General features: G+C 66.5%; 11 protein-coding genes. 4 read left to right on the top strand and 7 right to left on the bottom strand.

Annotated features, from left to right (window positions below; genetic code table 11):
- Window positions 1-4: 4 nt before the first annotated feature.
- Window positions 5-604: an NfuA family Fe-S biogenesis protein gene (locus tag ABIA73_RS18750; protein ID WP_049466593.1), complete on the bottom strand. Its 600-nt coding sequence runs from the start codon at window positions 602-604 to the stop codon at window positions 5-7.
- 90 nt (window positions 605-694) lie between these two features.
- Here ABIA73_RS18750 and ABIA73_RS18745 point away from each other — a divergent pair, with 90 nt between their 5' ends.
- The 3 genes from ABIA73_RS18745 (at window position 695) to zupT (ending at window position 2,365) form a co-directional block, all read left to right on the top strand.
- Window positions 695-1,045, top strand: coding sequence for a 4a-hydroxytetrahydrobiopterin dehydratase (locus ABIA73_RS18745; RefSeq protein WP_025876725.1), 351 nt, complete (start codon window positions 695-697; stop codon window positions 1,043-1,045).
- Window positions 1,042-1,458 carry an energy transducer TonB gene (locus ABIA73_RS18740; RefSeq protein ID WP_025876723.1) on the top strand — a complete coding sequence of 139 codons (417 nt, stop codon included), beginning with the start codon at window positions 1,042-1,044 and terminating at the stop codon, window positions 1,456-1,458. Before ABIA73_RS18745 ends, ABIA73_RS18740 begins: the two co-directional genes overlap by 4 nt.
- 97 nt (window positions 1,459-1,555) lie before the next feature.
- The gene (gene zupT, locus ABIA73_RS18735) at window positions 1,556-2,365 is read left to right on the top strand and encodes a zinc transporter ZupT (RefSeq protein WP_025876721.1); all 810 of its coding nucleotides are present in this window, start codon (window positions 1,556-1,558) and stop codon (window positions 2,363-2,365) included.
- A gap of 546 nt (window positions 2,366-2,911) precedes the next feature.
- Here zupT and ABIA73_RS18730 read toward each other — a convergent pair.
- Entirely contained in the window at window positions 2,912-3,886 is a 975-nt protein-coding gene (locus tag ABIA73_RS18730) for an RluA family pseudouridine synthase (protein WP_025876523.1), read from the bottom strand.
- A 406-nt stretch (window positions 3,887-4,292) separates the two neighbouring features.
- Here ABIA73_RS18730 and ABIA73_RS18725 point away from each other — a divergent pair, with 406 nt between their 5' ends.
- On the top strand, window positions 4,293-7,559 hold the full coding sequence (locus ABIA73_RS18725; RefSeq protein WP_354276151.1) for an Rne/Rng family ribonuclease: 3,267 nt from the start codon (window positions 4,293-4,295) through the stop codon (window positions 7,557-7,559).
- 115 nt (window positions 7,560-7,674) lie between these two features.
- On the opposite strand, the gene ABIA73_RS18720 is transcribed toward ABIA73_RS18725, so the two are convergent.
- Genes ABIA73_RS18720 through ABIA73_RS18700 form a run of 5 tightly spaced genes read right to left on the bottom strand, consistent with a single transcriptional unit; the run spans window position 7,675 to window position 14,717 of the window.
- Window positions 7,675-8,559: an endonuclease/exonuclease/phosphatase family protein gene (locus ABIA73_RS18720; protein ID WP_312307908.1), complete on the bottom strand. Its 885-nt coding sequence runs from the start codon at window positions 8,557-8,559 to the stop codon at window positions 7,675-7,677.
- 2 nt (window positions 8,560-8,561) lie between these two features.
- Window positions 8,562-11,729 (bottom strand): discoidin domain-containing protein, encoded by a 3,168-nt coding sequence (locus tag ABIA73_RS18715; protein ID WP_354276150.1) that lies wholly within the window; start codon window positions 11,727-11,729, stop codon window positions 8,562-8,564.
- Entirely contained in the window at window positions 11,726-12,562 is an 837-nt protein-coding gene (locus ABIA73_RS18710) for a carbohydrate ABC transporter permease (RefSeq protein WP_025876515.1), read from the bottom strand. Before ABIA73_RS18710 ends, ABIA73_RS18715 begins: the two co-directional genes overlap by 4 nt.
- The gene (locus tag ABIA73_RS18705; RefSeq protein ID WP_025876513.1) at window positions 12,559-13,440 is read right to left on the bottom strand and encodes a carbohydrate ABC transporter permease; all 882 of its coding nucleotides are present in this window, start codon (window positions 13,438-13,440) and stop codon (window positions 12,559-12,561) included. Before ABIA73_RS18705 ends, ABIA73_RS18710 begins: the two co-directional genes overlap by 4 nt.
- Window positions 13,437-14,717 (bottom strand): sugar ABC transporter substrate-binding protein, encoded by a 1,281-nt coding sequence (locus ABIA73_RS18700; protein ID WP_502960554.1) that lies wholly within the window; start codon window positions 14,715-14,717, stop codon window positions 13,437-13,439. Before ABIA73_RS18700 ends, ABIA73_RS18705 begins: the two co-directional genes overlap by 4 nt.
- Window positions 14,718-14,730 lie beyond the last annotated feature (13 nt).

Here is a 14,730-nt window from a genome sequence, read left to right as displayed (position 1 = left end):
GCGATCAGGCGGCGTTGCCGCGCGGAATATACGGAGCGTGGCCGCTGTCGTGATCGGTAGCGTCACGCACCGCAGTCACCCCAGGCACACGGCCCATCAAGGTCTTCTCGATGCCCTGCTTGAGGGTGACGTCGGCCATGCCGCAGCCCTGGCAGCCACCGCCGAAGCGCAGCAGCACCACGCCGTCGGCCGAGACTTCCTGCACGGCGACCTTGCCACCGTGCGAAGCGAGCTGCGGATTGACTTCGTTTTCCACCACCCAATGCACGCGCTCGACCAGCGAGGCGGCATCGCCGGGCGCTTCGCCCTTGATCCGCGGCGCCTTGATCGTCAGCTGCTGGGTACCAGCGGTACCGGGCACGATGTCGATCTCCGCGCCATCGAGCCAGCCAACGCTGGTGGCGTCCACATAGAGCGTGAAGCCATCACAGTCCACCGCCCACTCGTCGCCGAGCAGATCGGTCGGCTCGGCGAACTCCAGCCGGGCGTCGGCACGCGGGGTGCCAGGATCGACCGCACTCAAGCGCACGCCCATGCCGGGCACGCCCTCGCGTTCGATCAGCTTGCGGAAATGGGTCTGGGCAGTGTCGGAGATCTGGATCATCAGGCTATTCTAGCCAAGTAAGCGTCAGCCGCTCATTCGTTTTATACACCGGCCGGCGCATTGTTCAGTCAACACGAGGTGGAGGAACCCATGGCCGACCTGATTCCGCTGGCACAGGCCCGTTGCGTGCCGCGCAAAGGCAGCGACCACAAGCTGGGCGAGGCCCGGCTGGCCGAACTGCTGCCGCAGGTTCCCGGCTGGGAGCTGGCCGAGGCCGGCCAGGCGCTGGTGCGCACGTTCCGCTTCAAGGATTACTACGCCACCATGGCCTTCGTGAACGCGCTGGCCTGGATCGCCCACGGCGAGGACCATCACCCGGACCTCGGCGTCCACTACGACCGTGCCGTCGTCCGCTACTCCACCCACGACGTGGGCGGCCTGAGCGAGAACGACTTCATCTGCGCAGCGAAGACTTCGGCCCTGACGGAGCAACTGAAATGAACGTGCGATTGCTGAGCCTGTCCCTGCTTGCCGTGACCGGCCTGGCCGGCTGCGGCACCTCCGAACCGCCGGCAGCACCGGCTGCGGCACCCACCGAAGTGGCTGCGGTGAAAACCCCGCCGCCGCAATACCCGCTGGAACTGGCCTGCACCGGCGTGGGCGGCACCAGCACCTTCAAGGTGGTGATCGGCACCGACGGCAAACCCAGCGAGGTCACCCTGCTGACCGGCGCGGGCAACCCGCAGCTGGACGATCTGGCAAAGACCGCCGTGCAGGGCTGGCAGTTCAAGGCAGCCACCCGCAATGGCGAGGCCGTACCGGCTACGATCCAGGTGCCGGTCAGCTTCAACCCGCCGCAACCCAAGCCGGACCAGTGCTTCGCCATCGAAGAAAGCCTGCGCCGCGGCGGCTGATCGCCTGCCGGTGACGAGGCCAGCCGACGCCCGCCTCGCCTTTGCCGCCCCGGCCCGTGCCGGGGCGATTGCTTGATGACAAGGAACGCGTCGGTACATGCTGCAGATTCCCCCCGAAAACATCTGGATCGCCCTGGCGGTCACCCTCGCTGCGGGCCTTGCCACCGCCATCGGCAGCCTGCTGGTGCTGTTCTCGCGTCGCCCCAATCCGCGCCTGCTGGCCTTCGGCCTGGCCTTTGCCGGCGGCGCGATGGTGTACGTCTCGCTGTCGGAGATCCTCAACAAATCCATCGCCTCGTTCGCGCTGGCCTATGGTGAACGCACCGGCTTCACCTACGGCACCCTCGCCTTCCTGCTGGGCGTGGTGGTGATCGTGCTGATCGACCACTTCATTCCCAACCCGCATGACAGCCTGGACAAGCAGGACCCGGCCTTCCGCGAGAACAGCCGCGAATACCTGAAGCGGGTCGCCCTGCTGACGTCGGTGGCGATCACCGCGCACAACTTCCCGGAGGGGCTGGCGACGTTCTTCGCGACGCTGGAGAGCCCGTCGGTGGGCATGCCGCTGGCCTTCGCCATCGCCATCCACAACATTCCCGAGGGCATCGCCATTGCGGTGCCGGTTTACTTCGCCACGCAGAACAAGTTCTATGCGTTCGCCGCCAGCCTGCTGTCAGGCCTGGCCGAGCCTGTGGGCGCGGCAATCGGCTATGTCCTGCTGTCCGGCTCGCTGTCCCACGCCACGTTCGGCTGGGTGTTCGGCCTGATTGCCGGTGTGATGGTGTTCCTGGCGCTGGACGAGCTGCTGCCGGCGGCCAAGCGCTACGCCAAGGGCCACGAAACCGTGTATGGCCTGGTGGCCGGCATGGGTACGCTGGCGATCAGCCTGGTGCTGTTCAAGTGGTGAGGGATTTCCGGCCAACGGGCTGAGCCCCCTCGCGGCTGGCACCCGAACCTTTCTGAATGGTCCCGGGCGGGGTCAGTTCGCGGGGGACGCCGTTAATCCGTCCCTGGAGGCTTGGCCGCGGCATCCATGCCGCGGACACCCCCGCGAACTGACCCCGCCCGTGCCCCTCATTTTTCCGTGCGTGCCAGCCGCGCGATGAAAGGATTAAAAGCGAAGCCCGCGCTGCGCGCGTGAGTCGAGCGTTGCTCGACTCTACAAAGGCTGCGTGCAGCCTGGGGTCTACGCTGCGGCTGTCGGGTCCGCCTTGTAGCGAGCCGAGCACCGCAGGTCCGGCGAGGGCGAAGAGGCGCGGGTGTTTGAGCGCAGCGAGTTCCGCGCCGCCCCTCGGCGGACCGAGGAGCACAGGGCACCGGCGCGCAGCGCTGGCTCGCGGATGGCGGCGTGTTTCTTTGGTTACTTTCTTTGCACGAGCAAAGAAAGTGACAAGCCCACTTATCGCAGGGAAACGACGGCTCCAGCCAAACGCCCGGCGCCGCCGAACCGCCCTTAGCGAAGTCGATCCAGCGCCTCGACCAGCTCATCGGCCAGCGGCGCGTTCAGCACATACGGGCTCTTGCCGTCGTCCAGCGCGAACTCCAGGGACGCGGCATGCAGGAACAGGCGCTTCAGCCCGATCTGCTCACGAAGCCGCTTGTTGACCGCAGGATCGCCGTATTTGTCGTCACCGGCTACCGGATGCCCCAGATGCTGGGCGTGCACGCGGATCTGGTGGGTGCGGCCGGTTTCGATGCGCACCTCGCAATAGGAATGGCCGCCCTTGCGCTCCAGCACCCGGAAATGGCTGATGGATTCCTTGCCGATCGCGTTGACCTGCACATGACGCTCGCCGCCCTGGCGCAGGCCCACGTGCAACGGCGCGTCGACCGTCATCACCCCGTCCGGCATGCGCCCGGCCAACAGGGTCAGGTAGCGCTTGCGGATACCGGCGCCGTGGTCTTCACGCAGCAGTGCCTGCAGCTCGCTCAGTGCCGAACGCTTCTTGGCCACGATCAACAGGCCCGACGTGTCACGGTCCAGCCGGTGGACCAGTTCGAGGGTCTGCCCGGGGCGCAGAGCGCGCAGGGTCTCGATGGCGCCGAAGCTGATGCCGCTGCCACCATGGCTGGCGACGCCCGTCGGCTTGTTCAGCGCCAGCAGCCGGGCATCTTCGAAGACGATGGCCTGCTCCAGCCGACGCATGAACGCCTCGGGCGGACCCGCCTTGTCTCCCTCTTCGCTGAGACGAACCGGCGGTATCCGCACTTCGTCGCCGGCCTCCAGCTTGCGCTCGGCCTTGGCGCGGCCGCCATTGACGCGCACCTGGCCGCTGCGGACCAGCTTGTAGACCAGGCTGCGCGGGGCACCCTTGAGCTGGCCGAGCAGGAAATTGTCCAGGCGCTGGCCGGCGCGGTCGGCCGGAACGGTGATCATGCGCACGGAAGGCTTGTCGCCGGCCGGCTTGGTGGGGTCTTGTGCAGTCATCAGCCTGTTTATTCTGTTACACTCGGGGGGCGAGATAAGGGATTGATTTCGTTGGAAGTTACTCAGGGCCAGAAGCCCCGCTTCCGACGAATCCGGCACAGTGCGCGACCACCGCCCGCGGGGCGGCCATGTTAGCGGCTCACCGGCGTTCCCGGCCATCGCCGATTGCCTGACACGCAGTCGCGCTGAACATGTCCCGTGCGGCGCTCCAGCCTGGCTGACAGCTGCCTCCGGCCCTGCAACACCCAAAACCAGAAAATTGAAGCGCTCCCGCGGCCTGCCGTGGTGTCGTAGCGCTGGAAACCCAAGCCGCCCTCCCCGCGCTTGCGCGAATGGGCGGCGAGCCGTGTCCAGAGGCGAAACTCCATGGCGTTCCGCGCGGTAGCCGCTTGCGAGGAACGCAACAATGAAGCGAATGCTGATCAACGCCACGCAGGCTGAAGAGCTGCGTGTTGCCATCGTGGATGGCCAGTCGTTGTATGACATCGACATCGAGCAGCCGTCCAAGGAACAGAAGAAGTCCAACATCTACAAGGGCCGGATCTTCCGCATCGAGCCCTCGCTGGAAGCGGCCTTCGTTGAATACGGTGGTGGCCGCCATGGCTTCCTGCCGCTGAAGGAAATCTCCCGCGATTACTTCCAGGCCGGTGTCGACCACAACAAGGCCGGCATCCGCGAGCTGCTGAGGGAAGGCCAGGAAATCGTCGTCCAAGTGGACAAGGAAGAACGTGGCAACAAGGGCGCCGCCCTGACCACGTTCATCTCCCTGGCCGGCCGTTACATGGTGCTGATGCCCAACTCCCCCAGTGCCGGCGGTGTTTCCCGTCGCATCGAGGGTGAAGACCGGGCGGCCCTGAAGGACGCTCTGGACAAGCTGAACATCCCCGACGAAATGGGCGTCATCATCCGTACCGCCGGCGTCGGCCGCGATGCGGAAGAGCTGCAGTGGGATCTGGATTACCTGCTGAACGTCTGGCGCGCCATCGCCGAAGCCGCCCTGAGCAAGCCGGCCCCGTTCCTGATCTACCAGGAATCGCGCCTGATCGTGCGCGCCCTGCGTGACTACCTGCGCGCCGACATCGGCGAGATCCTGGTGGACACCGAGGAAATGTACGAGCACGCCAAGGAGTTCATGCAGCAGGTGATGCCGCAGACCCTGCGCAAGCTCAAGCATTACAAGGACGACATCCCGCTGTTCAACCGCTTCCAGATCGAATCGCAGATCGAAGGCGCCTACGAGCGCAACGTGCGCCTGCCGTCGGGCGGCTCGATCGTGGTCGACCAGACCGAAGCGCTGACTGCCGTCGACGTCAACTCCTCGCGCGCCACCAAGGGCAGCGACATCGAGGACACCGCGTTCCAGACCAACCTGGAAGCGGCCGAGGAAGTGGCCCGCCAGCTGCGCCTGCGCGACCTCGGCGGCCTGGTGGTGATCGACTTCATCGACATGGCTTCCAACAAGCACCAGCGCGAAGTCGAGAACCGCCTGGCCAACGCGCTCAAGTACGACCGTGCACGCGTGCAGGTTGGCCGCATCTCGCGCTTCGGCCTGCTGGAAATGAGCCGCCAGCGCCTGCGTCCGAGCCTGGGCGAATCCAGCCAGATCGTCTGCCCGCGTTGCGACGGCCATGGCCGCATGCGCAGCGTCGAGTCGCTGTCGCTGTCGATCATCCGCGTCGCCGAAGAGCATGCGATGAAGGAGAACACCGGGCAGGTGCTGGTACAGGCCCCGGTGGAGATCGCCAATTACCTGCTGAATGAAAAGCGCGGCGCGCTGGGCGAAATCGAGAAGCGCCACGAGGCGCCGATCGTGATCGTTGCCGACGAGCAGCTGCACACCCCGCATTACACCGTTACCCGCCTGCGCGACAACGAGCTGGGCGAGGAAAGCGGCAAGCCGAGCTACCAGCGCGGTACTCCGCGCAAGCTGCCGGTGCACGCACTGACCAAGGGCCAGCTGAACATCCCGCCGCCGATGGTGACCCAGGTCAAGCACAACTCCCCCGCCCCGGTGCGGGAGGAAGTGGAACCGACCGCTGCGCCTGCACCGGCACCGGTGGCCGCAGTGGCTCCCGCTGCCGCCGCCAGCGGTGGCGTGGTTGGTTGGCTCAAGCGCATCTTTGGCGGCGAGCCCGCTCCCGCTCCTGCGCCGGCACCGGCCGCCCGCCAGCAGCAGGATGGCGGTCGCCGTGACCGCAACAAGGATCGCAACAAGGACCGCAAGGACCGTCGCGAGGACAGCCGTGGCAACGGCGGCAATGGCAATGCGCAGCAGCAGAAGGACGGCGGCAACCGCAAGGACCGCGGTGAGCAGCGCAAGGATGGCCGCAACGGCGGCAGCCAGGCCAATGGCAATGGCCAGCAGCAGCCGCAGCAGCAGGGCAAGCCGAAGGATGCCCAGCAGCCGCAGCAGCAGGGCAAGCCGAAGGATGCCCAGCAGCCGCAGCAGCAGAACAAGCCGCGCAACGAACAGGGCCAGGGGCAGCAGCAGCCGAAGCTGAAGCAGCCGAGGCAGCCGCGCCCGCAGGACGGTGACAAGCCGGCCGAGAAGCCGCAGCGTGCCGCTGCCGAAGCCCCGGCCGATGTCGTGACCGCTGCCGCTGCCGTGGCTACCACGACTGCGGTTGCGGCCACGGTTGCGGTGCAGGAAGAAAAGGCACTGGCACCGGCCGTCGCCACTGAAAACGTGGTCGACACCGTCGCGGCCGTGGACACCGCCGCAACGACCGATGCCGAGGTCGTGGTTGCGACCGGGGCTGCCGAGGATGCTGCGGCCGATGCCGCAGGCGATCAGACCGGCGAAGGCGCAACCCGCCGCCGCCGTGGCCGTCGCGGTGGTCGTCGTCGTCGTCGTGGTGGCGCCGAGAACGCTGCAGGTAGTGACGTACTGGGTGATGACCTGGACGACGGCGATGATGCCGAAGGCGAGGACAACGACGGCGATTCGGTCGAGCAGACCGCCCCGGCTTCGGTCGGCGCACCGGCAGCCGCCGTGCAGCCGTCGCGTTCGCAGCCGGAATTCGATTTCGATGACGAAGTCGAGCCGGCCGCCGCTGATGCCGGCAAGCCGGCACGTGCGCCGGTTGCAGTGGCTGCCGCGGTTGCCCCGGTTGCTGCCGTAAGCAGTGCCGTGGTCGAGGCAGCCGCTCCAGTGGCCGCCGCAGTGCAGACTCCGGCTCCGGTGGAAGCAGTCGCCAAGGTCGAACCGGCCCCGTCGCCGGTGCAGACCAGCATGCTGGATGCCATCGATGCAGCGACGCCGGTGCAGCCGGCGCCTGAAGCGGCTCCGGTGATCGAGGCGAAGCCGCCGGTGACCGAGACCGCTGCTGCGATCGAAGCAGCTCCGGTCGCTGAACCGACCGCGGTGGTCGAAGCCGCACCGGTGGCCGAGCCGAAGCCGGTGGTGGCCGATGTTGCGCCGGTGGTTGAAGCTGCTCCGGCAGTCGAACCGAAGGCCGAGGTTGAAGTCGCCCCGGTCGCCGAGCAGCCGGCAGCCCCAGTGGCTGTCGAAGCCGCACCGGTGGACGCCGCTGCGCCGGTCGCCGATGCGGTCGTGCCGGCGCAGGTCGACCCGATCGCCGATGGCCATGCCGACGCTGCCGCACAGGCCGCCGACGCGCAGGCGTCGGAAGAGGACGAAGACGCCGGCAAGCGCACGCCACCGGTCGCCTGATCGATCCTTGATCGGCAAGAACGAAACGGCGGGGATCGATGATCCCCGCCGTTTCTGTTTGTGACGTATCAGATGCCGTAGCGAACGCCTGCCGCGTCGCCACGCGATGCCGTTATCAGGGCTTCGGCGCGAACTGCAGCCGGGTCCACACCCCGTAGTGATCGGAGGCCCAGCGGCCGCCGTCATCAGGCTGGTCGAACAGGATCTTCGCTTCGCGCGCGACCATCTCGTCCTGCTGGAAGAAGATGTGGTCGATCCGCGACGGCGCCTGGTAGTAATGGCGGTTGAGCGTGCTCACACCCGCCAGGTCGGTGTTGACGTGCACGCTGCCGTAGCTGTCGCCGTAGTGGCTGCGCAGTTCGCTCAGATCGCCGGCATCGACCAGGGCGTTGAAGTCGCCGGCAATCACCACCGGTGCCCCCGCAGAACTGCCGGCGATGAAACGCAGCAGATCCTCGACCTGGTTGCGGCGGATGCGCTGGCCGGCGTCGTCACTGCGCTCGTTGAGATGGGTGGCATAGACATTGACCGGCCTGCCGTCCACGTCGATACGCAGATGGGCCACGGTGCGGTAGTCATCCAGCGGCAGCAGCAGGTGCTCGCCATGCGCCAGGATCGGGCGCCGGGTCAGCAGCGCATTGCCATAACGCTTGGGTGCACCCACCGGATCGGTGGACACGAATACGTACCGGTAGCCGAGCTGGCTGGCCAGCCACTGCGCCTGGTTGCGCACGTTGCGCTTCTGGATCACCTCCTGCAGCGCGACGGCATCGGGCTGCAGGCGCTTGAGCTCGGCCACGATCGTGCGACGACGGCTGGGCCAGTCCTCGCGGTCGTGGTGCAGGTTGAATGTGACCATGCTCATGCCGGGCTCGCCGACCGCTGTGGCCGCGCCAGCCGCGCTGGCCAACTCAGCGGCTGGCGCCAGCCCGGGCAGGGCCAGCGCGATCGCCAGCCCCAGCGCGCACAAACCGCGACCGATTCCGAGCGGACCTCGCATGCTTACTTTTCCTTGCGTTCGGCGCGGCGCACCGCGCTGGGCACATCGATCTCGACGCATGCCGGCAACTGGTGCACATGCAGCTCGTTGTTGACCCATTCCGCCGCCTCGCCGTTGACCGTCGCCTGGCCCGGCTCGCCTGCATACGGCCATGGCAGCACCACGCCACCGGCCGGCGGCACCAGCCCGGGCTGCACTTCCAGCACCAGCTGCTTGTCGCTGCGCTGCAGGCGATAGTTGAGCTGCCCCTGCGGCGTGCGCAGGCCCTGCACGGCAATGCCCTCGCCCTGCAGCCACGCCACCGGGATACCGGCGGCCAGCACCAGCGCCTCATCCGCATCGCGGTTGTAGCCGAACATGTCCAGCGCCGAACGGACGAAGTCCGAGGCCACCCAGGCATGCGGCAGGTCACCCACGAAGAACGGCTTGCGCGGCGTGCGCGAGACGACCTCGGCCCACTGGTTCCAGGCCTGCGGTGCACGATCCTTGAAGAAGAACTCGGTGGCCTGCCAGGCACGATCACGCCATCCCAGGCGCACGAACGCGGCGACGTTGCGCCATTCGTACGGCGTGTAGTCCTTCCATTCGCGCTTGCCATCGCGGCGCCCGACGAATTCGTTCCAGTAACGCTGGAAGGTCGCGTCCAGCGCCTCCTGCGGCAACCGCCCCTGCTCGCCGCCGGGCGCCAACGCGATCGTGGTGGAAGTGGCGTCGAAGTCACCCAGCTCGGCCGAGCCCGGCAGGTAATCAATGCGGTGCTGCTGCATGGCCGCCAGCAGCGAGGCCTGCAGGTCATCACGGAACTGATCACGCGATTCGCTGATCTGCATCGCCTCGACCTTGCCCAGCTGCGCCGCCAGTTGCGCGGCGTCCTTGTAACCACGCAGCGCCCAGAAGTTGTCCCAGTACGAATGCATCGGCTTGGCCGAATAGCCCTCGTGGCTGATCGAGGCCGGCATCATCCCGTAGAAGGCAGGATTGCGCGCGCGGTTCTCCTCGGTGCGCTCGCTGCCCCGCAGTTGTTCCATGTAGCTGTAGGCGCCCAGCACATGCGGCCACATCTGCTCGAGGAAGGCCGTGTCGCCGGTATAGCGGCCGTACTCGGCGATGTTGTAGATCAGTTCGCCGTGGCTGTCGTTCTCCGGCACCGGGTCGCTGCCACGCGCATCGACGCAGCACGGCACCTTGCCGTTTTCAAACTGATAGGGCGCATACCAGGTCACGTAGTCACGCACGGCATCGCTGCGCCCCATCCGCAGCAGGCCTTCGGAGATCATCGCGCCATCGCGGATCCAGCTGCGTGCATAGGAGCGCGTACCGGGCTGCAGGCGCGGGCCGACCCGCGAGATCAGCATGTGCGCCACCGCGGTGCGCAGGGTTTCCACCAGCGGTTGGCCGGCGGCGGGCACCTGCAGGGTCACCACGCCCAGCTTGTCGCGCCACATCGTCGCCACCTGCTGCTGTGCCTTGGCCACGTCCAGCGCCTGCGGCGCCCAGCTGCCGGTCTGCGGCAGCACGATCGCCACCTCGCGGCTCTGCCCGGGTTCGAGCTTGATCGTGTACAACAGTGCGCCGGACGCCATGCCGGTCGGGTCCTTCACCGCAGTAGTGCCGGGCAGCTTGCCGCTGGCCAGGTGCATCGCATCCAGTTTGCCGTCGAAGCTGCTGGCAAAGCGCGCATCCGGTACCTGCAGTGGATACAGCCGCGGTTCGCCATTGATGCGCACCAGCTGCTCGCCCACGTCCAGGCTGTCGATGCGGCTGAAGCCGCCCACGGTGTTGAGGAACTGGGTGGGGGGATTGACCTGCCACGGGCGGATCGCCAGGGCCAGGGTGTATTCGTGCGCGACCTTGTCCGGATTGCTCAAGCGGTAGCGCCCGATCAGCTGCGCGCGTTCGGGCGTGCCCTGCACGAAGCTTGTCACCGAAAGGCCGGCCTTCTCGTGCACCCAGTCGACCGTGGCGATCGGCAGGTAACGATCCTGCAGTGACTGGCTGATGGCAACGTTCGACCAGTCAAGCAGCTTGCCGTCGAGGCGGATGAACGGCTCGATGCTGAAGCTGCCCTTGGCCGGCTCCAGCGCACCGTCCTCGCTGATCAACGCCTGTTCCTGGCCGCCGTCCAGGCCAAGCAGCGTCCAGTACGGCTGCTCGCCAACGTAGGCGCGCGGCAACGCGCCACGCGGCAGGTCGGCCGCCACCGAGGACAGGAAGGCATTGGGAGTCGCGGCGAACGCCAGCGGCTTCAGGGTGATGTCACGGATGCCGTAGCGCCAGTTCGGCCCGCCCTGCAGGTCGAAACGCACGTAGCGCGCATCGGTGTCGGGCAGTGCCAGCCAGTCCCGGCCTCCGGCACCTGCGGTCACTTCGCGCACGGTACGCCAGTCACGGCCATCCTCGGAGGTACGCACGGTGTAGCGATTGGCTTCCAGGTCGGGCAGCCAGTCGATTACCGCACCGCCGATCTCGCGGTTCTTGTGCAGGTCCAGGCTGATGGTCTGCTGCTTGACCCCGCCACTGATCCAGAAGGTATCGGACTTGCCGTCGATCATCCGGTCCTGCAGCGCGGTTGCGGTATCGGCGATCACCGAGGGCCGCAGCGCCGAATCATCCTGCGCGGGCAGCCCCTGCAGGGTCAGCTTGTCGAAGCACACGGTACCGCGACCGCCGACCTTGCTGTAGATCGTGAATTCCATCGACGCGCTGCGCGCCATGTCCTTCTCTGGCGATGGCCCCCAGGCCTTGTCGATCTGCCGGCGGCGGTACTCCACCGGCGTCCACGCCTTGGGGAAGGCATAACCGGGGCGGTTGACCCACCACACGTTGTCGCCGCTGGCGTCGATCAGCTTGAACTGCAGGTCGTTGGCAGGCGAATCACCGCGCAGCTGGAAGCCGAAGCGGTAGTTGGCCGGGTACTCGATGTTCAGCGGGCGGCGGATGCCGACATAGCCGGAGACCTCATGGAAGTCGTAATCCAGGCACAGCGCGCGGCCACCGCCAGCGCCACTGACCGGCCGCAGCGAGCCGCTGACCTGGTCGGACAACACCAGCTTCCAGGCGCTGATGTCGTCGAAATCATCCAGCACCTTCGGCGCGGGCAGCGCCGGTGGTGCGGCGATCGCCAGGGAAGACCACAACAGGCCCAGTCCAACGGCGATCGCACGCATCATCCCTTCACACTCCCCAGCAACAATCCTTGGATGTAGTACCGCTGCAGCACCAGGAACAGCGCCAGCACCGGAACCACGGTGACCACTGCGCCGGCCATCATCATTTCCACGTCCATGATGTGTTCGCGCGAGAGGGTGGCCAGGGCCACCGGCAAAGTGTAGTGCTCCTGGTCGGTCAACACGATCAAGGGCCACATGAAATCGTTCCAGGCGCCCATGAAGGTGAAGATCGCCAGCGTCACCAGCACCGGCTTCAGCATCGGCAGCACGATCTGGAAGAAGATCCGCAGCTCCCCTGCCCCGTCGATGCGTGCCGCTTCCAGCAGCTCATCGGGAATGGAGCGGGCGTACTGGCGCACCAGGAAGATGCCGAACACGCTGGCCAGCGCCGGCACGATCACGCCGCCGAAACTGTTGACCAGGCCCAGCTGCTTCATCAACAGGAACAGCGGCAGCATCGCCACCTGTGCCGGGATCACCAGCGCCGCCATCAGCACCTGGAACAGCCGCTCACGACCGGCGAACTGCAGCTTGGCGAAAGCGTAGCCGGCCATCGTGTTGAGCAGCAGCGAACCGAGGGTGATCGCCAGCGACACCAGCAGGCTGTTGGCGAAGTTGCCGCCCATGCCGGTGCGCGCGAACAGCTCGGTGTAATTGTGCGTGGTGATGCTGGACGGCAGCAGCGGCGGCGGGAAATGGGTGGCCTCGCCCTGCGGCATGAACGACACCGACAGCATCCACAGCAACGGTGCCAGGCTGACCAGGGCCAGCACCAGCAGCGCGCCATTGATCATCCACGGGTGCCAGCGTGACTGGCCGATTTCACGACTCATACCAACTGCCTCTTGCGGCCAAAGCGCAGCATCACGGTGGTCACCGCCAGGATGATCAGGAACAGCAGGAACGCCACAGCCGAGGCGCGTCCCAGGTTCCACCACTTGAAGCCTTCCTCGAACATGAAATACAGCACGCTGACGGTGCTCTGCAGTGGGTCGCCGCGGGTCATCACATAGGGTTCGGCGAACAGCTGGAAGTACCCGGATACGGTGATCACCCCGACCACCAGCAGCACCGGACCGAGCATCGGCAGGGTGATGTGCAGGAACTGCTTCCAGCGCGAGGCGCCGTCGATGCGCGCGGCCTCGTAGAGGTCATGCGGGATCGCCTGCAGGCCGGCCAGGAAGATCACCATGTTGTAGCCGAAGTTCTTCCACACCGCGAACAGCATGATGGTCGGCATCGCCCAGTTGGGATCGCCCAGCCAGTCGATCGGGCTGATGCCAAGATGGCCCAGACCGTAGTTCACCAGGCCATAGCTGGTGTGGAACAGGTAGCGCCAGATCACCGCTACCGCCACCAGCGTGGTCACCACCGGGGCGAACAGCGCGGTGCGGAACAGCGCCTTGAAGCGCGCGGCCGGGGCATTGAGCAGCATCGCCGCGCCCAGCGATACGCCGATCGACAACGGCACCCCGATCACCACGAAATAGGTGGTGTTCCACAGCGACTTCCAGAACATCGGGGTCTGCAGCAGGTCGATGTAGTTGCCCAGACCCACGAAGCGCAGGTTGCTGCTGTCGGCCAGCGCATACAGGTCGAAGTCGGTCACGCTCAGCGCCAGCGCCGAAGCCACCGGCAGGCCGAAGAACACACCAAGCACGATCAGCGAGGGGCCGGCGAAGATCCAGCCGGCAAGCGAAGTACGTTTCATTGCGGGCTCCCGGCCGCGACTGCACTGGTCGAACCCGAGGGGGGTGCGCTGCGCTGCAGGCGTTGTTGTTCATGCATCCAGCGACGCTTGGCCAGCACCTTGTCCACGCGCTGGTCCAGTTCGGCCACGGCCTTGTCCTGCGGCAGGCCACCACGCACCACCTGTTCGGTGACGATGCGCATTTCCTGCACGATGCGCTCCCATTCGAGCACCTTCGGGGTCGGCTTGACCCGCTCCAGCTGGTCTCTGAAGGCGGCGGCAAGTGGATCGTTGGCCAGCGACGACGCATTCCAGGTGCTGCGACGCGGCGGCAGGTCGCCGATGATCGCGTGGAAGCGCGCCTGGATTGCCGGCCGCGACAGGAATTCGATCAGCTTCCAGGACGCTTCCTTCTGCTGCGACTTGCGGAAGATCACCAGGCTGGTACCACCGGCGATGCCCGCGCCCGGACCGTCCGGACCCGGCAGCGCGGCCGTGCCCCACTGCCCTTCCAGTTCCTTCGGCTGCAGCTTCTTGAACTCGCGGATGTTCCAGGGGCCGGAAATGTAGAACACGTTGAAGCCGCGGAAGAATTCATCCCAGACGTTGGAGATCTGCGTCTCGGACATCTTCGGCGCCCAGCCCTGCTCGAACATGTTGGCGTAGAACCCCAGCGTGCGGCGGAAGCCGGGGCTGGAGAAATTGCCACGGGTGTCGTCGTCGCGCAGCAGCGGATCGGGCTGCTGCAGGGCCAGCGACAGCTGCTGCTCGAACTCGTTGATCGGCATCAGCACCGCATAGCGGTTCGGGCCCTGCATGCGCTTGATCGCGGCCATCTGCTCGTCCCATTCGGCCCAGGTGCGCGGCGGATGGTCGAAGCCGGCCTTGGCCAGCAGGTCCTTGCGGTAATAGATCAGGCGGGTATCGACGTACCACGGCACCCCGACCAGCTCGTTGTGGATCACGTTGGTATCCCAGATGCCCTGGAAGTAGTCCTTCGGATCGACAACGGTGGAATGCTGCACGAACGGCTGCAGCGGGGTCAGCGCGTTGAGCTCGGCGAACTCGGGTACCCAGGTGTTGCCCAGCTGGCACACATCGGGCAGGCCGTCGGCGGCAAAGGCGGTCAGCAGCTTTTCGTGCGCGGCCGTCCACGGGATGTTCTGCACATCGACCTTGATGCCGGGGTTCTCCGCTTCGAATTCGTGGATCAGCTCGCTGACCACTTCGGCCTCGCGCCCCATCGCCCAGAAGCGCACGGTGGTGGTGCCCTGCTCGGGGCGCGCGCAGCCTGCCATGACCAGCGCGGCC

Source organism: Stenotrophomonas sp. 2694 (assembly GCF_040548715.1).
GTDB lineage: Bacteria > Pseudomonadota > Gammaproteobacteria > Xanthomonadales > Xanthomonadaceae > Stenotrophomonas > Stenotrophomonas indicatrix.
This window is presented reverse-complemented; position numbering and strand designations above follow the sequence as displayed.

Excerpts from the sequence above, each read along its gene's own strand:
- ABIA73_RS18750 (WP_049466593.1), bottom strand. The coding sequence starts at position 604 with ATGATCCAGATCTCCGACACTGCCCAGACCCATTTCCGCAAGCTGATC.
- ABIA73_RS18745 (WP_025876725.1), top strand. The coding sequence starts at position 695 with ATGGCCGACCTGATTCCGCTGGCACAGGCCCGTTGCGTGCCGCGCAAA.
- ABIA73_RS18740 (WP_025876723.1), top strand. The coding sequence starts at position 1,042 with ATGAACGTGCGATTGCTGAGCCTGTCCCTGCTTGCCGTGACCGGCCTG.
- zupT (WP_025876721.1), top strand. The coding sequence starts at position 1,556 with ATGCTGCAGATTCCCCCCGAAAACATCTGGATCGCCCTGGCGGTCACC.
- ABIA73_RS18730 (WP_025876523.1), bottom strand. The coding sequence starts at position 3,886 with ATGACTGCACAAGACCCCACCAAGCCGGCCGGCGACAAGCCTTCCGTG.
- ABIA73_RS18725 (WP_354276151.1), top strand. The coding sequence starts at position 4,293 with ATGAAGCGAATGCTGATCAACGCCACGCAGGCTGAAGAGCTGCGTGTT.
- ABIA73_RS18720 (WP_312307908.1), bottom strand. The coding sequence starts at position 8,559 with ATGCGAGGTCCGCTCGGAATCGGTCGCGGTTTGTGCGCGCTGGGGCTG.
- ABIA73_RS18715 (WP_354276150.1), bottom strand. The coding sequence starts at position 11,729 with ATGATGCGTGCGATCGCCGTTGGACTGGGCCTGTTGTGGTCTTCCCTG.
- ABIA73_RS18710 (WP_025876515.1), bottom strand. The coding sequence starts at position 12,562 with ATGAGTCGTGAAATCGGCCAGTCACGCTGGCACCCGTGGATGATCAAT.
- ABIA73_RS18705 (WP_025876513.1), bottom strand. The coding sequence starts at position 13,440 with ATGAAACGTACTTCGCTTGCCGGCTGGATCTTCGCCGGCCCCTCGCTG.
- ABIA73_RS18700 (WP_502960554.1), bottom strand. The coding sequence starts at position 14,717 with ATGGCAGGCTGCGCGCGCCCCGAGCAGGGCACCACCACCGTGCGCTTC.